This window comes from Sporosarcina sp. E16_3 (assembly GCF_017347125.1).
Taxonomy (GTDB): domain Bacteria; phylum Bacillota; class Bacilli; order Bacillales_A; family Planococcaceae; genus Sporosarcina.
In genome coordinates this window covers 23,399-37,558 of record NZ_JADPRX010000014.1, presented here as the reverse complement: position 1 = coordinate 37,558, position 14,160 = coordinate 23,399, and the positions used below count along the sequence as shown (strand labels likewise).

Annotated in this window: 13 protein-coding genes and 1 riboswitch; of the genes, 9 read left to right on the top strand and 4 right to left on the bottom strand. The window is 41.4% G+C overall.

Annotated elements, in window-relative coordinates; genetic code table 11:
- Positions 1-51: 51 nt before the first annotated feature.
- The 3 genes from tkt to I2483_RS10090 all read left to right on the top strand — a co-directional run bounded on the left by tkt (position 52) and on the right by I2483_RS10090 (position 3,137).
- On the top strand, positions 52-2,058 hold the full coding sequence (tkt, locus tag I2483_RS10100; RefSeq protein ID WP_207175627.1) for a transketolase: 2,007 nt from the start codon (positions 52-54) through the stop codon (positions 2,056-2,058).
- 180 nt (positions 2,059-2,238) lie between these two features.
- Positions 2,239-2,688 (top strand): sporulation inhibitor of replication protein SirA, encoded by a 450-nt coding sequence (gene sirA / locus I2483_RS10095; RefSeq protein WP_207175626.1) that lies wholly within the window; start codon positions 2,239-2,241, stop codon positions 2,686-2,688.
- 206 nt (positions 2,689-2,894) lie between these two features.
- The gene (locus tag I2483_RS10090; protein ID WP_186671165.1) at positions 2,895-3,137 is read left to right on the top strand and encodes a YneF family protein; all 243 of its coding nucleotides are present in this window, start codon (positions 2,895-2,897) and stop codon (positions 3,135-3,137) included.
- Between the two features lie 376 nt (positions 3,138-3,513).
- Here I2483_RS10090 and I2483_RS10085 read toward each other — a convergent pair whose 3' ends face one another.
- Both I2483_RS10085 and I2483_RS10080 read right to left on the bottom strand, forming a co-directional pair.
- Positions 3,514-4,440 carry an alpha/beta hydrolase gene (locus tag I2483_RS10085; protein ID WP_207175625.1) on the bottom strand — a complete coding sequence of 309 codons (927 nt, stop codon included), beginning with the start codon at positions 4,438-4,440 and terminating at the stop codon, positions 3,514-3,516.
- Between the two features lie 15 nt (positions 4,441-4,455).
- The gene (locus I2483_RS10080) at positions 4,456-5,358 is read right to left on the bottom strand and encodes a hydroxymethylglutaryl-CoA lyase (RefSeq protein ID WP_207175624.1); all 903 of its coding nucleotides are present in this window, start codon (positions 5,356-5,358) and stop codon (positions 4,456-4,458) included.
- Positions 5,359-5,434: 76 nt separating this feature from the next.
- On the opposite strand from I2483_RS10080, the gene I2483_RS10075 reads away from it, so the two are divergent.
- Both I2483_RS10075 and I2483_RS10070 read left to right on the top strand, forming a co-directional pair.
- Complete coding sequence (locus I2483_RS10075; RefSeq protein WP_207175623.1) at positions 5,435-6,619, top strand: acetyl-CoA C-acetyltransferase; 1,185 nt, start codon at positions 5,435-5,437, stop codon at positions 6,617-6,619.
- A 19-nt stretch (positions 6,620-6,638) separates the two neighbouring features.
- Positions 6,639-6,890 carry a YqkE family protein gene (locus I2483_RS10070; RefSeq protein WP_186671161.1) on the top strand — a complete coding sequence of 84 codons (252 nt, stop codon included), beginning with the start codon at positions 6,639-6,641 and terminating at the stop codon, positions 6,888-6,890.
- Positions 6,891-6,948: 58 nt separating this feature from the next.
- Here the strand turns inward: I2483_RS10070 and I2483_RS10065 are convergent, their stop codons facing one another.
- Positions 6,949-7,116, bottom strand: a complete 168-nt coding sequence (locus tag I2483_RS10065; protein ID WP_207175622.1) for a hypothetical protein — start codon at positions 7,114-7,116, stop codon at positions 6,949-6,951.
- On the bottom strand, positions 7,113-7,385 hold the full coding sequence (locus I2483_RS10060) for an alpha/beta-type small acid-soluble spore protein (protein WP_207175621.1): 273 nt from the start codon (positions 7,383-7,385) through the stop codon (positions 7,113-7,115). Before I2483_RS10060 ends, I2483_RS10065 begins: the two co-directional genes overlap by 4 nt.
- A 432-nt stretch (positions 7,386-7,817) precedes the next feature.
- On the opposite strand from I2483_RS10060, the gene I2483_RS10055 reads away from it, so the two are divergent.
- The 4 genes from I2483_RS10055 to I2483_RS10040 all read left to right on the top strand — a co-directional run bounded on the left by I2483_RS10055 (position 7,818) and on the right by I2483_RS10040 (position 13,866).
- Positions 7,818-8,237: a DUF3139 domain-containing protein gene (locus I2483_RS10055; RefSeq protein WP_255550391.1), complete on the top strand. Its 420-nt coding sequence runs from the start codon at positions 7,818-7,820 to the stop codon at positions 8,235-8,237.
- 942 nt (positions 8,238-9,179) lie between these two features.
- Positions 9,180-9,284, top strand: a riboswitch (SAM riboswitch).
- A gap of 210 nt (positions 9,285-9,494) precedes the next feature.
- Positions 9,495-12,932 carry a methionine synthase gene (gene metH, locus I2483_RS10050; RefSeq protein WP_207175617.1) on the top strand — a complete coding sequence of 1,146 codons (3,438 nt, stop codon included), beginning with the start codon at positions 9,495-9,497 and terminating at the stop codon, positions 12,930-12,932.
- A gap of 253 nt (positions 12,933-13,185) precedes the next feature.
- A complete protein-coding gene (locus I2483_RS10045) occupies positions 13,186-13,545 on the top strand; it encodes a type II toxin-antitoxin system Phd/YefM family antitoxin (RefSeq protein ID WP_207175615.1) in 360 nt (119 codons plus the stop codon).
- A 3-nt stretch (positions 13,546-13,548) separates the two neighbouring features.
- Complete coding sequence (locus tag I2483_RS10040) at positions 13,549-13,866, top strand: type II toxin-antitoxin system RelE family toxin (protein ID WP_207175613.1); 318 nt, start codon at positions 13,549-13,551, stop codon at positions 13,864-13,866.
- The last annotated feature ends 294 nt before the right edge of the window (positions 13,867-14,160 follow it).

Sequence of the window (14,160 nt, the reverse complement as noted above, 5' to 3'; positions counted from 1 at the left end):
GTCTAAACTAGGATATGTAGATAAATACATATGACGGGAAGGATGTACACAATGACTAAACAAATTGACCAGCTAGCCATTAACACAATCCGTACGCTCTCTATTGACGCAATCGAAAAAGCGAATTCCGGACACCCAGGATTACCTATGGGAGCTGCTCCAATGGCTTATACACTTTGGACAAAACATATGCATCACAACCCTTCAAATCCACAGTGGTTTAACCGTGACCGTTTCGTTTTATCGGCAGGACACGGCTCAATGCTCCTATACAGCCTGCTTCATCTTGGCGGTTACGGACTTCCGATGGATGAAATCAAGAATTTCAGACAATGGAACTCTAAAACACCAGGACATCCGGAATACGGTCATACAGTCGGCGTTGAAGCAACAACTGGTCCACTTGGACAAGGTATTGGTATGGCAGTCGGAATGGCAATGGCAGAACAACACCTTGCTGCAACGTACAATCAACCAAGCTTTGACGTAGTCGACCACTTCACATATGCTCTTTGTGGTGATGGCGATCTCATGGAAGGCGTTGCTGCTGAAGCAATTTCACTTGCAGGTCACTTGCAGTTAAATAAACTGATTGTCCTCTATGATAGCAATGACATTTCACTAGATGGTGAACTTGACATGTCGTTCTCTGAAAATATTCGTAAACGCTTTGAATCATACGGATGGAATTACATCCGTGTTGAAGATGGCAACAACATTGACCTCGTTTCAACAGCGATTGAAGAAGCAAAAGGAAATGTCGGAGGCCCGACAATGATCGAAGTTAAAACGGTCATCGGTTACGGATCGCCAAATAGGTCCGGAAAATCGGATGCGCATGGCATGCCACTTGGTGAAGATGAAATGAAATTGACAAAAGAATACTACAAATGGACATTGGAAGAAGATTTCCATGTTCCTGAAGGCGTCTATGAAACATTCCAAGAAGCGGCTGAGAAATTGGGCGCGCAAAAAGAACAGGAATGGAACGAACTATTTGGTAAATACGAAACGACGCATGCTGATCTTGCGAAGCAATTGAAAGATGCAATCGAGCGTAAACTACCTGAAGGATTTGAGAAATCCTTGCCAATGTATGAAGCGGGTTCATCTCACGCGACACGTTCTGCATCCGGTGACGCTATCAATGCAATTGCTAAACAGCTTCCTTCATTCTTTGGTGGAAGTGCGGACCTTGCAGGCTCTAACAAGACGACAATTAAAGGTGCTGGCGATTTCCTTGCTACCGATTATTCCGGCCGTAATATTTGGTTTGGTGTTCGTGAGTTCGCAATGGGAACTGCGCTAAATGGAATGACTTTGCATGGCGGATTACATGTATTCGGTGGAACGTTCTTCGTGTTCAGTGACTATGTACGTCCTGCAATCAGACTTTCAGCTCTTATGGCTATCCCTGTCACATACGTTTTCACACACGACAGCGTAGCTGTTGGTGAAGATGGACCTACACATGAACCTGTTGAACAACTTGCTGCGCTTCGTGCGATGCCTGGATTGTCGGTTATTCGTCCGGCTGATGCTAACGAAACGGCAGCTGCATGGAATATTGCAGTGTCGTCGAAGAACTCTCCTACTGCACTTGTATTGTCTCGTCAAAACTTGACTGTTCTTCCGAAGTCAGCTGAACTTGCAATGGAAGGCGTCAAAAAGGGAGCTTACATCATATCTCCTGCAAGCAAAAAACAAGCGGACGCAATTTTAATCGCGACTGGTTCGGAAGTGAACCTAGCGGTATCTGCACAATCGAAACTGTTAGCTGAAGGAATCGATGTTGCTGTTGTTTCCATGCCTTCATGGGATCTGTTTGAGAAGCAAGACGATGCATACAAACAAAGTGTATTGCCGAAAGACGTAAAAAAACGTCTGGGTATCGAGATGGGCGTTTCATTAGGCTGGCATAAATATGTTGGTGACGAAGGCGCGATCATTGCGATTGACACATTCGGGGCAAGTGCACCTGGAGATACTGTCATCAAAGAATTCGGTTTCACAGAGGACAATGTTCTTGCAACTGTAAAAATGTTAATCAACAACTAAAAATAAATGAAGCAGTCCTGCTTGTCGAAGAAATTTTGGCAATCTGGACTGCTTTTTAGGGCAACTTGACAGAATCTTTAGTTATCCATCTTTTCCGACAATAATAGTGCAGTTCTATTCCGCAATATGACATCCTTTTTACATCAAACCATGTAGGATTATCTCTAGGGGGTGGCGATATTGCGATCATATGGAATTTATAAAGTGAAAGAAATGTACCAGCCATTCGTCATTGGACGTGAACGGCTTTTGTATGATCTTTTAAAAGAAGACGAGCAGAAGAATAATTGTATGCCTGAAATTCATTATTTATGTGACAGGCTTGAAGAGAAAATGATTAATGAGGCTATAATTGCAAACCTTGGCGAAGGATTTACGTCGATTGAATCTCAAGATGGGGAATACAAACTGACGCATCCTGTCAAAGGTTCCATTCATATTTCGCTATCATCGTATTCGCTTAATGTGTTTTGCGACGGATCCCGCATGTTGGATTTGGATTTGTTTGTTGCTTTATCTGGGGCGGCTGATCGTTTCTTCGCTGTCATGGACGGACGCGGGGAGTGGGGATGGCTTAAACCGGTCAAAACGACTGATTTTCGTGCATATGAAGAAGCTGCCTATCTTTGAAATGATACTGATAGGATAGGGACAAAAAGGACCCAAATCTCAAAATTAGGGTCTATTTTGTCTGTTCAAATAGAATGAAGTAAAGTGGTCCATTATGCGATGAATAGAATATTTAATTAAGGTCCATTGCTATTCACCCGTACAATGTTGTATAATCCATCATGGTAGAGTAAAATCGAATAACTGAAGTAGAGGAGGTATAGCGGATGAGTACAGTATGGTGGATCGTTTTGATCATCGTCGCGCTATTAGCAGGTGTGGCCCTCGGATTTTTCATTGCACGTCAATATATGATGAAATATTTGAAAGATAACCCGCCGATTAATGAAGACATGTTACGTATGATGATGATGCAAATGGGGCAAAAACCCTCACAGAAAAAAATCAATCAAATGATGAACCAAATGAACAAAGTAAGTGACAAAAAGGAAAAAAAGGTTAAAAAGTAATTATGTAATACCCGTCATTAATGGGTTTGTAAAGGATTAGTGAAAAGGAAAGCCTGCAATTTATTATACATAGGTTAATCTTTCACCTGAAATTTACTCTGATTACTTAAACTTTCTACTGATCACTTAATAAGCCATTTTTTCTGTTGAACGTTTGACAGGGAAAATGGTTTTTTTGTTGTCTAGAAATGAATTGATTGATTAGCGCGAGGATATGATTGGTCGAGGGGGATCTATGATCGGTTGGCGTGGGATATGGTCGGTCATGCTGGAAGAATTCCAGTAATTATATATAAAACCCCGAAATTCTCGGATCTTTTTTTAAAGTGTCCGGAATTCGGGGTACAGTTCAATCGTTCATTATGGATTTTTTTCTTCAATCTCTAAATCCAAAACGTCCCAGAAATTCCAGTACTGTTTTTTCGTATTGCACCGGATTATCATTGAACGACTTCGCATGGGCACCTTTACTAAAAAATTTCAACATTTTGTCGCCTTGCTTTGCTTCGTATAATTCCTCTGTCATATAGGGAAGGATGAAATCGTCTTCCAGACTGTGTATGAAAAGGACAGGTTTTGTAATATTTCGGACGACTTCTCGCGGAGAAACAAGGTTCAGGGTATAGCCATCGCGCATTTTTAGGAAAGTGTTGGCGATACGTAGAGCCATTGATGACCGGATAGGCGTATTTTTCCGTAATATATGAAGAATTTGCTCGGAGAAATCTGAAAATGGGCAATCGACGATATGAAAATTTGCTTCATCCTTAAATGTTCCCGCATATAATATCGTCGTTGCGGCACCCATGGATTCGCCGTGGATACCGAGCAAAGCCCGCTTTCCGATTCGTTCCCGTACAGCATGGACAATTGCCTGCAAATCAATCTTTTCATAATAACCAAAACTTGTCGTCCTACCACCAGAGTCCCCATGTCGACGATGATCATAGATGACCGAATTAAATCCAAGTCGTTCAAAAAGACGGGCATATTTCGTCGAATTGATTTTGTTTTCCGTTACGCCGTGGCAGATAATCACAGTTCTTGCCGTTTCGAGTGGTTTTAGAAAGACCGCTCTCAATAAATAACCGTTTGGTGACTTAATCCACATATCATCTTTGCGCACTGTTTCATACCAATGTTTATCGAACCGTTTCGTAATAATTTCGCGTTCTAAAATAAAATTGGAATCCTTCAACTTCAAAAACATCAGCCTATTCGTTGCGATAAATCCGAAAATGGTCAGTAACGCTGTAACAACACTGGAAAAAACACCGGTTATATAAAGAATGCGCCGTTTCAAACCACTCAACTCCTTTTACGGTTGATTGTTTTCGAACAATCTGTACATACCTGTATCAATCGGCCGTGACACATGCGGCGCAATCACTCGGACTGCTGCACAAACTTTATTCACATCGATACCGGTATCGATACCGAGCGTATCGAGCATGTTGACAACATCCTCAGTAGCGACATTACCTGTTGCTCCAGGTGCGAACGGACAGCCACCCAAGCCGCCTGCAGACGTATCAAACCGGTTGATACCTGCTTGTAGCGCAGCAAAAATATTTGCTATCGCCATTTTGCGTGTATCGTGAAAATGAGCTGTCAACAGTACGTTTGGAAATTCCTCTTTCAACGTCTTGAACAACTCATAACTTTCACGGGGATTCGCCTTCCCGATTGTATCCGCGACACTTAGTTCGTCTGCACCCATGTCGACAAACCGTTTACATAGTGCAACGACATCCTCTATTTCTATCTTCCCTTCATACGGACAATAAAACGCAGTTGAAATACAAGCCCGTATAAAAATGTCATTTATTTTTAATCTCGCAAAGACGGGCTGGAGCGCATCGATGCTGTCATCTGTTGAACGGTTAATGTTTTTCATGTTAAATGTATTGCTCACCCCAACGAACACGGCAATACTAGTCGCGCCAGCTTCAATTGCAAGCTCGGCACCTTTGTCATTCGGCGCAAGGACGAATTGCCTGCCGACCTTCTTTGATTTTTCTACAATTGTTTTTGCATCCGCCATTTGCGGCACCCATTTCGGTGAGACAAACGAAGTTAGCTCCATTTCTTGAATGCCCGCCCCTTGTAAAGCTTCAATAAATGCTAGTTTGTCGTTTTCGGCGACATGTTTCTTTTCGTTTTGTAGTCCATCACGTGGACCAACCTCGATTATTGTAACGTTATTTGGTAAAATGAACATATCATCCCTCCTCTAGTATATTGTAATGAAGGGATGCATATACAGGCAACTTAAATAAGGGAATGGGGGAAAAGAAATGTCGAAAGAAATCGTAATTATCAGTGCGGTTCGTTCTGCTATCGGATCGTTCCTTGGTTCATTGAAAGATATACCGGCAACAGATCTTGGGGCGACAGTTATCAAAGAGGCATTAAAACGTGCAGGGGTAGCGCCAGAGAGCGTTGACGAAGTGATCATGGGGAATGTCCTACAGGCGGGATTAGGTCAAAATCCGGCGCGACAAGCGGCCATAAAAGCGGGACTACCTGAAACCGTTCCTGCTCTGACAATTAACAAAGTATGCGGTTCTGGATTAAAAGCTGTGCATCTTGCACGTCAAGCAATTATTGCAGGAGATGCGGATATTATTGTTGCAGGCGGTATGGAAAATATGAGCCAAGCCCCTTACATAATGAAAGATGGCCGAGAAGGCTTTAAAATGGGGGACCAAAAAATTATCGACAGTATGATCTCTGACGGACTATGGTGTGCATTCAATGATTACCATATGGGCATCACGGCAGAAAATCTTTGTGATCGCTATTCAATTACACGTGAAGAGCAAGATACATTTTCGGCAACATCGCAGGCAAAAGCTGCGGCGGCAATTGAAGCCGGAACTTTTGCTGAAGAAATCGTTGCGATTGAAATTCCGCAGCGTAAAGGTGATCCTATTATTTTCGATCAAGACGAATACGTCAAAGCCGGAACAACTGCAGACAAGCTCGGTAAACTTCGACCAGCATTCAAAAAAGATGGCAGTGTGACAGCGGGGAATGCTTCAGGCATTAACGACGGCGCAGCAGCATTTGTCATCATGTCGAAAGAAAAAGCTGACGAGCTTGGCTTGACACCACTAGCAACAATCGTAGCCAATGGTAATGCTGGTGTGGATCCTTCGGTTATGGGTCTGGGCCCTGTGGAAGCAGTTAAAAAAGCGCTCACTAAAGCCAATATGCAACTATCCGAGATTGATTTGATTGAAGCGAACGAAGCATTCGCAGCACAGTCAATCGCAGTCGGAAAAGAACTGGAATTTGACGCATCAAAACTTAATGTCAACGGCGGTGCAATCGCACTTGGCCATCCAATCGGGGCTAGTGGGGCACGCATCCTAGTGACACTTCTTCACGAAATGAAACGTCGTGATGTGAAATCCGGACTTGCCACGCTATGCATTGGTGGGGGTCAAGGTGTCGCAACCATCGTTACACGACCATGAACGAAAGTAGGTGAAATAAATGGCGAAAAAACGTAAACAAACTACACCACAACCGAAAAAAAGGGCTAACGAAGGATCTGTATATTCCGATGCACTTGATGATGATATTCTTGAGAAATTGAAAGCGGCAAAAAAGGCATTGTCAGCTGTTGAAGAGACGAAAGAAGAAGAACGCCAAGAGCAACTTCGCCTTGAACGCAAAGAACGTGAGAAAAACAAAAGTTTTGGGGAACTACTCAAAGAGTTCGGAGATACTGGATCGAAGTTTTAAAATGGAGCACCGGCTGCAACTTGGCTGGTGCTTTTTTAGGTGCCAAACAGTCCAACCATTATGTTAGAGTCCAACGAACGCGGTGATTTCCAACCATTGTACCGAAGTGTCTAACAAACGCAGTAGAGTGTCCAACCATTTTGCTGAAGTGTCCAACAAACATGACAAACTGTCCAACAAATAAAAAACGCTGCCCCATAAGTTGCGGGACAAGCGTTATTTTCATTTCTTCGCCATCCGCTCTTGCGCCATTCTCACCATTTCTTTCACCATATTACCGCCAATCGGGCCACCGATTTTCCCCGCCTGTTCCGACGTTAGTTTTCCGTTATAGCCCTTCGTCAGTGGAATGCCTAGTTCCTTCGCAATTTCGAATTTCACGTTGTTAGGTTCAGATTTATCCACGTCGTAGCCTTGGGCTTGCATGACGTCCGCTTTCAGCCGATCTAATGCTTGTCGTGCACCTGGCACTAAAATTCTATTATTTCTAGCCATTTTATCTCCTCCAGTAAGCTGTAGTGTTCCCGAAATAAATCAAATTACAACCGCAAATTGATGAAATAACAACTGTTAATAAATTTTCCCCATTCAGTTCAGTAGTACAAAACACAAAATAACAAATCAAATAACACAATAATTAACTAGATTTCAGCAGATGTTTCACACCATTTCTAGTTACTAATTAGCACCGTATGTAGTGGTGCTTTTTCATTTCTTGAACTTATCAGATATCTAAAGTTAAAACTTATCTTTAAAAGGTTTTATTGGATATATATAGTATAGAGGGTAAAGGAGATTGATACGTAGTCATTTCTAATTCACGTTATTTTTAAAAAATGAAACTTAATATTTGCTAAAACGTATTAATAAAAGTACCGTTACTCAACGACTCTACCAAAATACGGAATTTGCCTAGGGGGAAGTTTGATGAAAAAGAAAATCTTTAGAGTGATTGCTTTAAGTCTTAGTGTGCTTATTATCATCATAGGAATCACTTTAAGTCTTTTTTACGTGTTGAACAATGGTAATCCTATTACAAAATATATAGCAGACAAAAAAGTGCCGACATATTTGTCGGAAAAGGGATATGCAGAAGAAGAGATAAATGAATCTCACTTTATAGAACCAAAACACACTATAAACAGGAAGTTTTTTCACGGTCACTATAGGGTAGTTTTCAAAGATGAAACAGATATAACGTATTATTATGGAATCACAAAAATAGGAAACAAGGTAAAACAGTTTTGTGAGAAAGATAAACTAACTCCCGCTGGAATTACTGAAATTGTCCAAGATGAAACTAAACATAGCGAAAAAAATTGCACCAATTCACTTAATCGGTATTAGCAAAAGGGCAAGTTTGGTCCTTTTTACATATTTGCATTTTCAAGTTTTTGGGTTGGTAAATATCATCTTTTCTCTCTCGATTATCCTTCAATTTAACCACTAAATTAGCAGTGGTTTTAACACGTTATATTCACCTTAGAATATTTATTGCAAGGTGATTGCTTCTTCTGTCAATCCAATTGTAAAAACGAGTGTGATTTATATGTAAACATTGTTGTATAGGCATTTTAAAGACCGCTAATTCAGAATCGAATTAGCGGTCTTTAAAATGCTTTAATTTGAATTCTGTACCACTCCACTGAACGGGTTACAAACTAAGAGGATCATGCTTTTTTTATTCCCCGATAAAAAGGGGGTGCACTCGGAAAATTTGATAGTTTTTTTCAATTACACAAACTGTTCTTCCTGACGAATAATAATGAAACGCTCGTCAATGCAGTTTGATAGGGCTGACTCAATTAGCCATTCGGGCCATGCAGACGCAAGATGGTTGGTACGCAATCCGCTTTTTTGAAGTCAGTCTTCAAGTTGCACTTCCACAAAAAATGGTACGTTTACTGCTTGGTTAACACATAAAGATTGGAACCTGATAACGTGGTTCTAAAAAAGTGTACCTGTCGCCAGTAAAGCAAATTTTCCGCCAAGGCTGTGCAGTTCATCGTCAGAATCGCCTGTAGGTTACTCGTCTACTAAGGTCCATCCTCCGGTAGTTCCGCCTTGTAATCTAACTATACCCGCACTGATTTAAGATAAACCAATTTTAATAAAAGAATTTTATTGATTCATTGGATAGTAGCGATAGAAGGTTAGAAAAAATGATAAGGATGATTGAATCAACTGTCTATCCGAGGAGAAAGAAGATTCCCTATCTTATGAAAATAGGCTTGACTGAAACAGACTATCAAGTTACGATACACTTACTAACTAAAACTGAATAGTGAATTCTTATCAAGAGAAGTTGAGGGACTGGCCCTATGACGCTTCAGCAACCAGCCGTCAGGTGAGGTGCTAAATCCAGCAGGCGAGCGATGTCCTGACAGATGAAAAGGAACGAATTAGATATCGTAAGCCTTCTTTTCATAGAAGGTTTTTTTGTGATTTTGCAGGATAAGTAGAATAGGTTTACTAGAGAAACTAAAGCTGCAAAAGGTATTTTAGTAGCTAATACATAATCACGTTTTTCATTCGAAATGGCATGTTATTGAAATTTATTCACCATTACAACTAAATTCACGTACAGAGAGAGAGAGATCAGCTATGTCGACTCACCTAATTAAAGAGGAACTTCAAAAAAGAATTCTTATCATCGATGGAGCAATGGGAACGATGATTCAAAACGCGAATCTATCTCCGGAAGATTTCGGTGGGGAAGAATATGATGGCTGTAATGAATATTTAAATATCGTTAATCCAGTCGTTATTGAAACGATTCATCGTGGTTATTTAGAAGCGGGTGCCGATATCATTTGTACGAATACGTTCGGTGGAACGCCAGTTGTGTTGAATGATTATGATCTTGGAGACCAAGCACATGACATTAACTTCCGCGCCGCACAATTTGCGAAGAAATGCAGTGCTGAATTCTCTACAGATGAATGGCCACGTTTTGTAGCAGGTGCAATTGGGCCAACGACGAAAACGCTATCTGTCACAGGTGGAATTACGTTTGACGAATTGACACAGGACTTTTACATACAAGCAAAAGCATTAGTTGAAGGCGGAAGTGACTTAATTTTACTAGAAACTAGCCAAGATATGCTGAACGTCAAGGCCGCTACAATTGGCATTAAAAAAGCGTTTGAAGTTACGGGGATAGAACTTCCAATTATGATTTCAGGAACAATTGAACCGATGGGAACGACGCTAGCTGGCCAAAGCATTGAAGCCTTCTATATTTCCATTGAGCATGTTAAACCACTTTCTGTAGGCTTAAACTGTGCAACTGGACCCGAATTTATGAGGGATCATATCCGCTCGCTGTCAGAGATATCGGATGGCTATGTTAGCTGTTATCCGAACGCTGGATTACCAGATGAAGAAGGGCATTACCATGAATCGCCCGAATCACTTTCTAAAAAGTTAAAGGGTTTTGCAGAAAAAGGTTGGTTAAATGTGGTGGGTGGATGTTGCGGAACGACTCCTGCACATATTCGAGCACTACGAGAAGCGGTGAAGGATTTGGCGCCACGTAAGCCGGCGGAATCAAGTCGTGGTCATGTTTTATCTGGGATTGAGCCCCTTCAATATGATGAATCAATGCGTCCATTATTAATTGGCGAACGCACGAATGTAATAGGATCTCGGAAATTTAAACGACTAATTATAGAAGGCAAGTTTGAAGAAGCATCTGAAATTGCACGTGCCCAAGTAAAAGGCGGCGCGCACGTTATTGATATTTGTCTTGCGAACCCAGACCGTGATGAGTTAGAGGACATGTCCGAATTCATGAAAGAGGTTGTGAAAAAAGTTAAAGTACCACTTGTCATTGACTCGACGGATGAAAATGTGATTGAGGAAGCGCTAAAGTATTCACAAGGTAAAACAATTATTAACTCCATCAACCTAGAAGACGGGGAAGAACGTTTTGACGCAGTGATGCCACTTGTGAAAAAGTATGGTGCCGCTGTCGTCGTAGGGACAATTGATGAAATCGGAATGGGCGTTACGCGTGAACGAAAACTTGAAATCGCGGAGCGTTCATATGACTTGCTTGTCAACAAATGGGGCCTTGCGCCGGAAGATATTATTTTCGATCCGCTCGTATTCCCAGTCGGAACAGGGGATCAACAATACATTGGTGCAGCAGTAGAAACGATTGAAGGCATTCGTTTAATAAAAGAAAAGATGCCACGCTGTTTAACGACGTTAGGTGTAAGTAATGTATCATTTGGACTGCCGCCGGTCGGACGTGAAGTGTTGAATGCCGTTTATTTATACCATTGTACGCAAGCAGGGCTTGATTTTGCGATTGTGAATACAGAGAAACTGGAGCGCTTTGCGTCTATTCCAGAGCAGGAAATTAAAATGGCGGACGAGCTTTTATTTACCACAACGGACAAAACACTTGCTGATTTCACTGATTTTTATCGCGGTAAGAAAAAAGAGAAAACAGAAGATGATATTCCAAAAACAGTTCCTGAACGTCTTGCTTATTACATTATTGAAGGAACAAAAGAAGGGCTACTCCCTGATTTGGAAGCTGCACTTCAGATGTATGATACGCCGCTTGATATTATCAACGGGCCGCTGATGAAAGGGATGGCTGAGGTAGGGCGCTTGTTCAATGAGAATAAACTCATTGTTGCCGAAGTACTGCAAAGTGCAGGTGTTATGAAAGCATCTGTTGGCTACCTAGAAGATTTCATGGAGAAAAAAGAAGACGATTCCGGTAAGGGGAAAATCGTGTTGGCAACAGTCAAGGGTGATGTGCATGATATTGGGAAAAACTTGGTCGAGATTATTTTAAGTAATAATGGCTATAAAGTAATCGATGTTGGCATTAAAGTTACACCCGCTAAGCTGATTGAAGTCATTCGTCAAGAAAAGCCGGATATCATTGGTTTGTCTGGCCTACTTGTTAAATCTGCGCATCAAATGGTGATTACAGCGCAAGATTTTAAAGAGGCGGGTATTGATGTACCAATCCTTGTAGGGGGAGCAGCTCTGTCTCGTCGTTTCACAGAAACAAAAATATCTGCTGAATACGACGGTCCGGTGTTATATGCAAAAGATGCCATGCAAGGGCTTGATCTTGCCAATCGTTTGCAGGATAAGGAAGATAAAGTGGTTTTATTGGACGACTTGGTTATCCAACAGGAGAAACGTGTACTAGCGGAGGCGGTTCGTGCTTCCAAAACTGCGGTTGCTGTATTGGAGAAGCCAGTGAAAACGGTCCGTGAAGATGTTGAAGTCTACATTCCGAAAGATCTTCGACGACATGTGATGAGAGATTATTCCGTTGCCCACCTTCATCCTTATGTCAATATGCGCACATTGATTGGCCATCACTTAGGTCTAAGGGGATATAGCGATAAGCTAATCGAAAGAGGAGATGAACGTGCAACAGGGCTCCATGAACTAGTCACTGGGTTCTTACGTTCGGATCTATTAAAACCACGAGGGTTGTATCAATTTTTCCCTGCGCAGGCAGATGGCGATGATGTAATTATCTATGATCCAAAAGACGCTAAAACAGAAATCGAACGTTTCACATTCCCACGCCAATCGGTCACACCTTTCTTGTGCCTAGCTGATTTCTTGAAAACAGTGGAAAGTGGGGAAATGGACTATGTTGCGTTTATGCAAGTAACGGCAGGTCACGGCGTGCGTGCCGAAGCGAACAGATTAAAGGAACAAGGCAAGTTTTTAGAAAGCCATGCATTCCAAGCAACTGCTCTTGAACTAGCGGAAGGTTTTGCGGAACGAATTCACCAAGAAATTCGAGATCAGTGGGGCTTCCCGGACGCAACAGACTTTACAATGAAAGATGCTTTCGCTGCTAAATACCAAGGGCAACGATTCTCCTTTGGTTACCCAGCATGTCCAAACCTAGATGATCAAGCCAAGCTTTTTGGATTGATAAACCCTGAAGATATTGGCGTTGAGTTAACAGAAGAATTTATGATGGAACCAGAAGCATCCGTTTCTGCGATGGTATTCGCTCATCCAGATGCGCGGTATTTTGTAGTGAATTAATATGTATGCACCGAACACTGGATATAAAAGAGAAAACACACCACTAACAGATCGTTAATCTGAAGGTGGTGTATTTTTATGCGGAATTCGTAGAGCTTGTGAGAGTAACGCTCATGACTATTTCTTCGCAAGTGGTCTTCACAAAGAACGTGAAATATTGCGTGGTATTGTGCGTTATATCTAGATGTACATTCGGCGTTATATCCTGTATAATTTCTAGTAATAGACATATACTGTGAAGGAGATGGAAGAAATGAAGGTGGATGTTATGGAAAAACCACAATTCAATGTTGATCAGGTTGTACCCGCATCAATTGCTTCTAGGCGTTTCGGCGAGGTTCGTAGGAATGCAAAAATTATTCCGCAATTTATTTCTGAAAATAATCGGATTGATTCGGTTGTGCAAAGTTATGAGGATTACGAACAAATGTATATGGAATTAGAGTTTCTTCGTGAATTAACTTTGGAACTAAATCTTTCCAAGCGCATTCAAGAAGCCGACTTAAATCCAGGGCTCCGATTCAATCTTGAAAAGGTTATGGGCGATGCAGGCTATTCAGAGTTCCAAAAAATCAGCCCGAATTCTATGTCAGATGAAGATTTATTCGAATAAAACATGAAAAATAAATTTGAAGTTGTATTCATAGAAGAAGCAAAAAACGATTATCAGAAATTAGATGGATCAATAAAAAGGTATGTTGATATCGCAATTGCAAAGATGCTGGATCGTGCGGATGTGCTTGGAGAAGAGCTAAAAAAAAAGAATGCATCAAATTTGATTGGATGTAGAAAGATCAAGTTTAAGAAAATAGGGATACGAATCGTGTATCGAATTATTGGTGATAAAGCTGAAATAGCCGAAATTATTTCGATTGGGAAACGTGAAGAAAATGAAGCTTATAAAAACGCTGTTAAGCGGCTATATAAGTCTTAATAAAATCCGTTGTGAAATATGTACATATAGTAGGCACATAACAAATGAATTGTTTTTCCGAAATCGCTTTATCGCTTGGTGATGACCTCACGCAATAAACCCGTCAGAAGATTATCGGGGAGCATCCCTCCTAGGTCTTATTGCTTCGGCGCCTGCAGGATGCGGCGATATTGGGCTGCCTTTCATTAGTGTCGCTCCTTCGCTAGATTTGTTCGTTAAACGGGTGAGTTATACGACCTGGTTTATTCCAAATAAGATATGCCGAATATAATAGAAGAGAAAATACACCGCTAA

Excerpts from the sequence above, each read along its gene's own strand:
- tkt (WP_207175627.1), top strand. The coding sequence starts at position 52 with ATGACTAAACAAATTGACCAGCTAGCCATTAACACAATCCGTACGCTC.
- I2483_RS10090 (WP_186671165.1), top strand. The coding sequence starts at position 2,895 with ATGAGTACAGTATGGTGGATCGTTTTGATCATCGTCGCGCTATTAGCA.
- I2483_RS10080 (WP_207175624.1), bottom strand. The coding sequence starts at position 5,358 with ATGTTCATTTTACCAAATAACGTTACAATAATCGAGGTTGGTCCACGT.
- I2483_RS10075 (WP_207175623.1), top strand. The coding sequence starts at position 5,435 with ATGTCGAAAGAAATCGTAATTATCAGTGCGGTTCGTTCTGCTATCGGA.
- I2483_RS10070 (WP_186671161.1), top strand. The coding sequence starts at position 6,639 with ATGGCGAAAAAACGTAAACAAACTACACCACAACCGAAAAAAAGGGCT.
- I2483_RS10065 (WP_207175622.1), bottom strand. The coding sequence starts at position 7,116 with ATGAAAATAACGCTTGTCCCGCAACTTATGGGGCAGCGTTTTTTATTT.
- I2483_RS10060 (WP_207175621.1), bottom strand. The coding sequence starts at position 7,385 with ATGGCTAGAAATAATAGAATTTTAGTGCCAGGTGCACGACAAGCATTA.
- I2483_RS10055 (WP_255550391.1), top strand. The coding sequence starts at position 7,818 with ATGAAAAAGAAAATCTTTAGAGTGATTGCTTTAAGTCTTAGTGTGCTT.
- metH (WP_207175617.1), top strand. The coding sequence starts at position 9,495 with ATGTCGACTCACCTAATTAAAGAGGAACTTCAAAAAAGAATTCTTATC.
- I2483_RS10045 (WP_207175615.1), top strand. The coding sequence starts at position 13,186 with ATGAAGGTGGATGTTATGGAAAAACCACAATTCAATGTTGATCAGGTT.
- I2483_RS10040 (WP_207175613.1), top strand. The coding sequence starts at position 13,549 with ATGAAAAATAAATTTGAAGTTGTATTCATAGAAGAAGCAAAAAACGAT.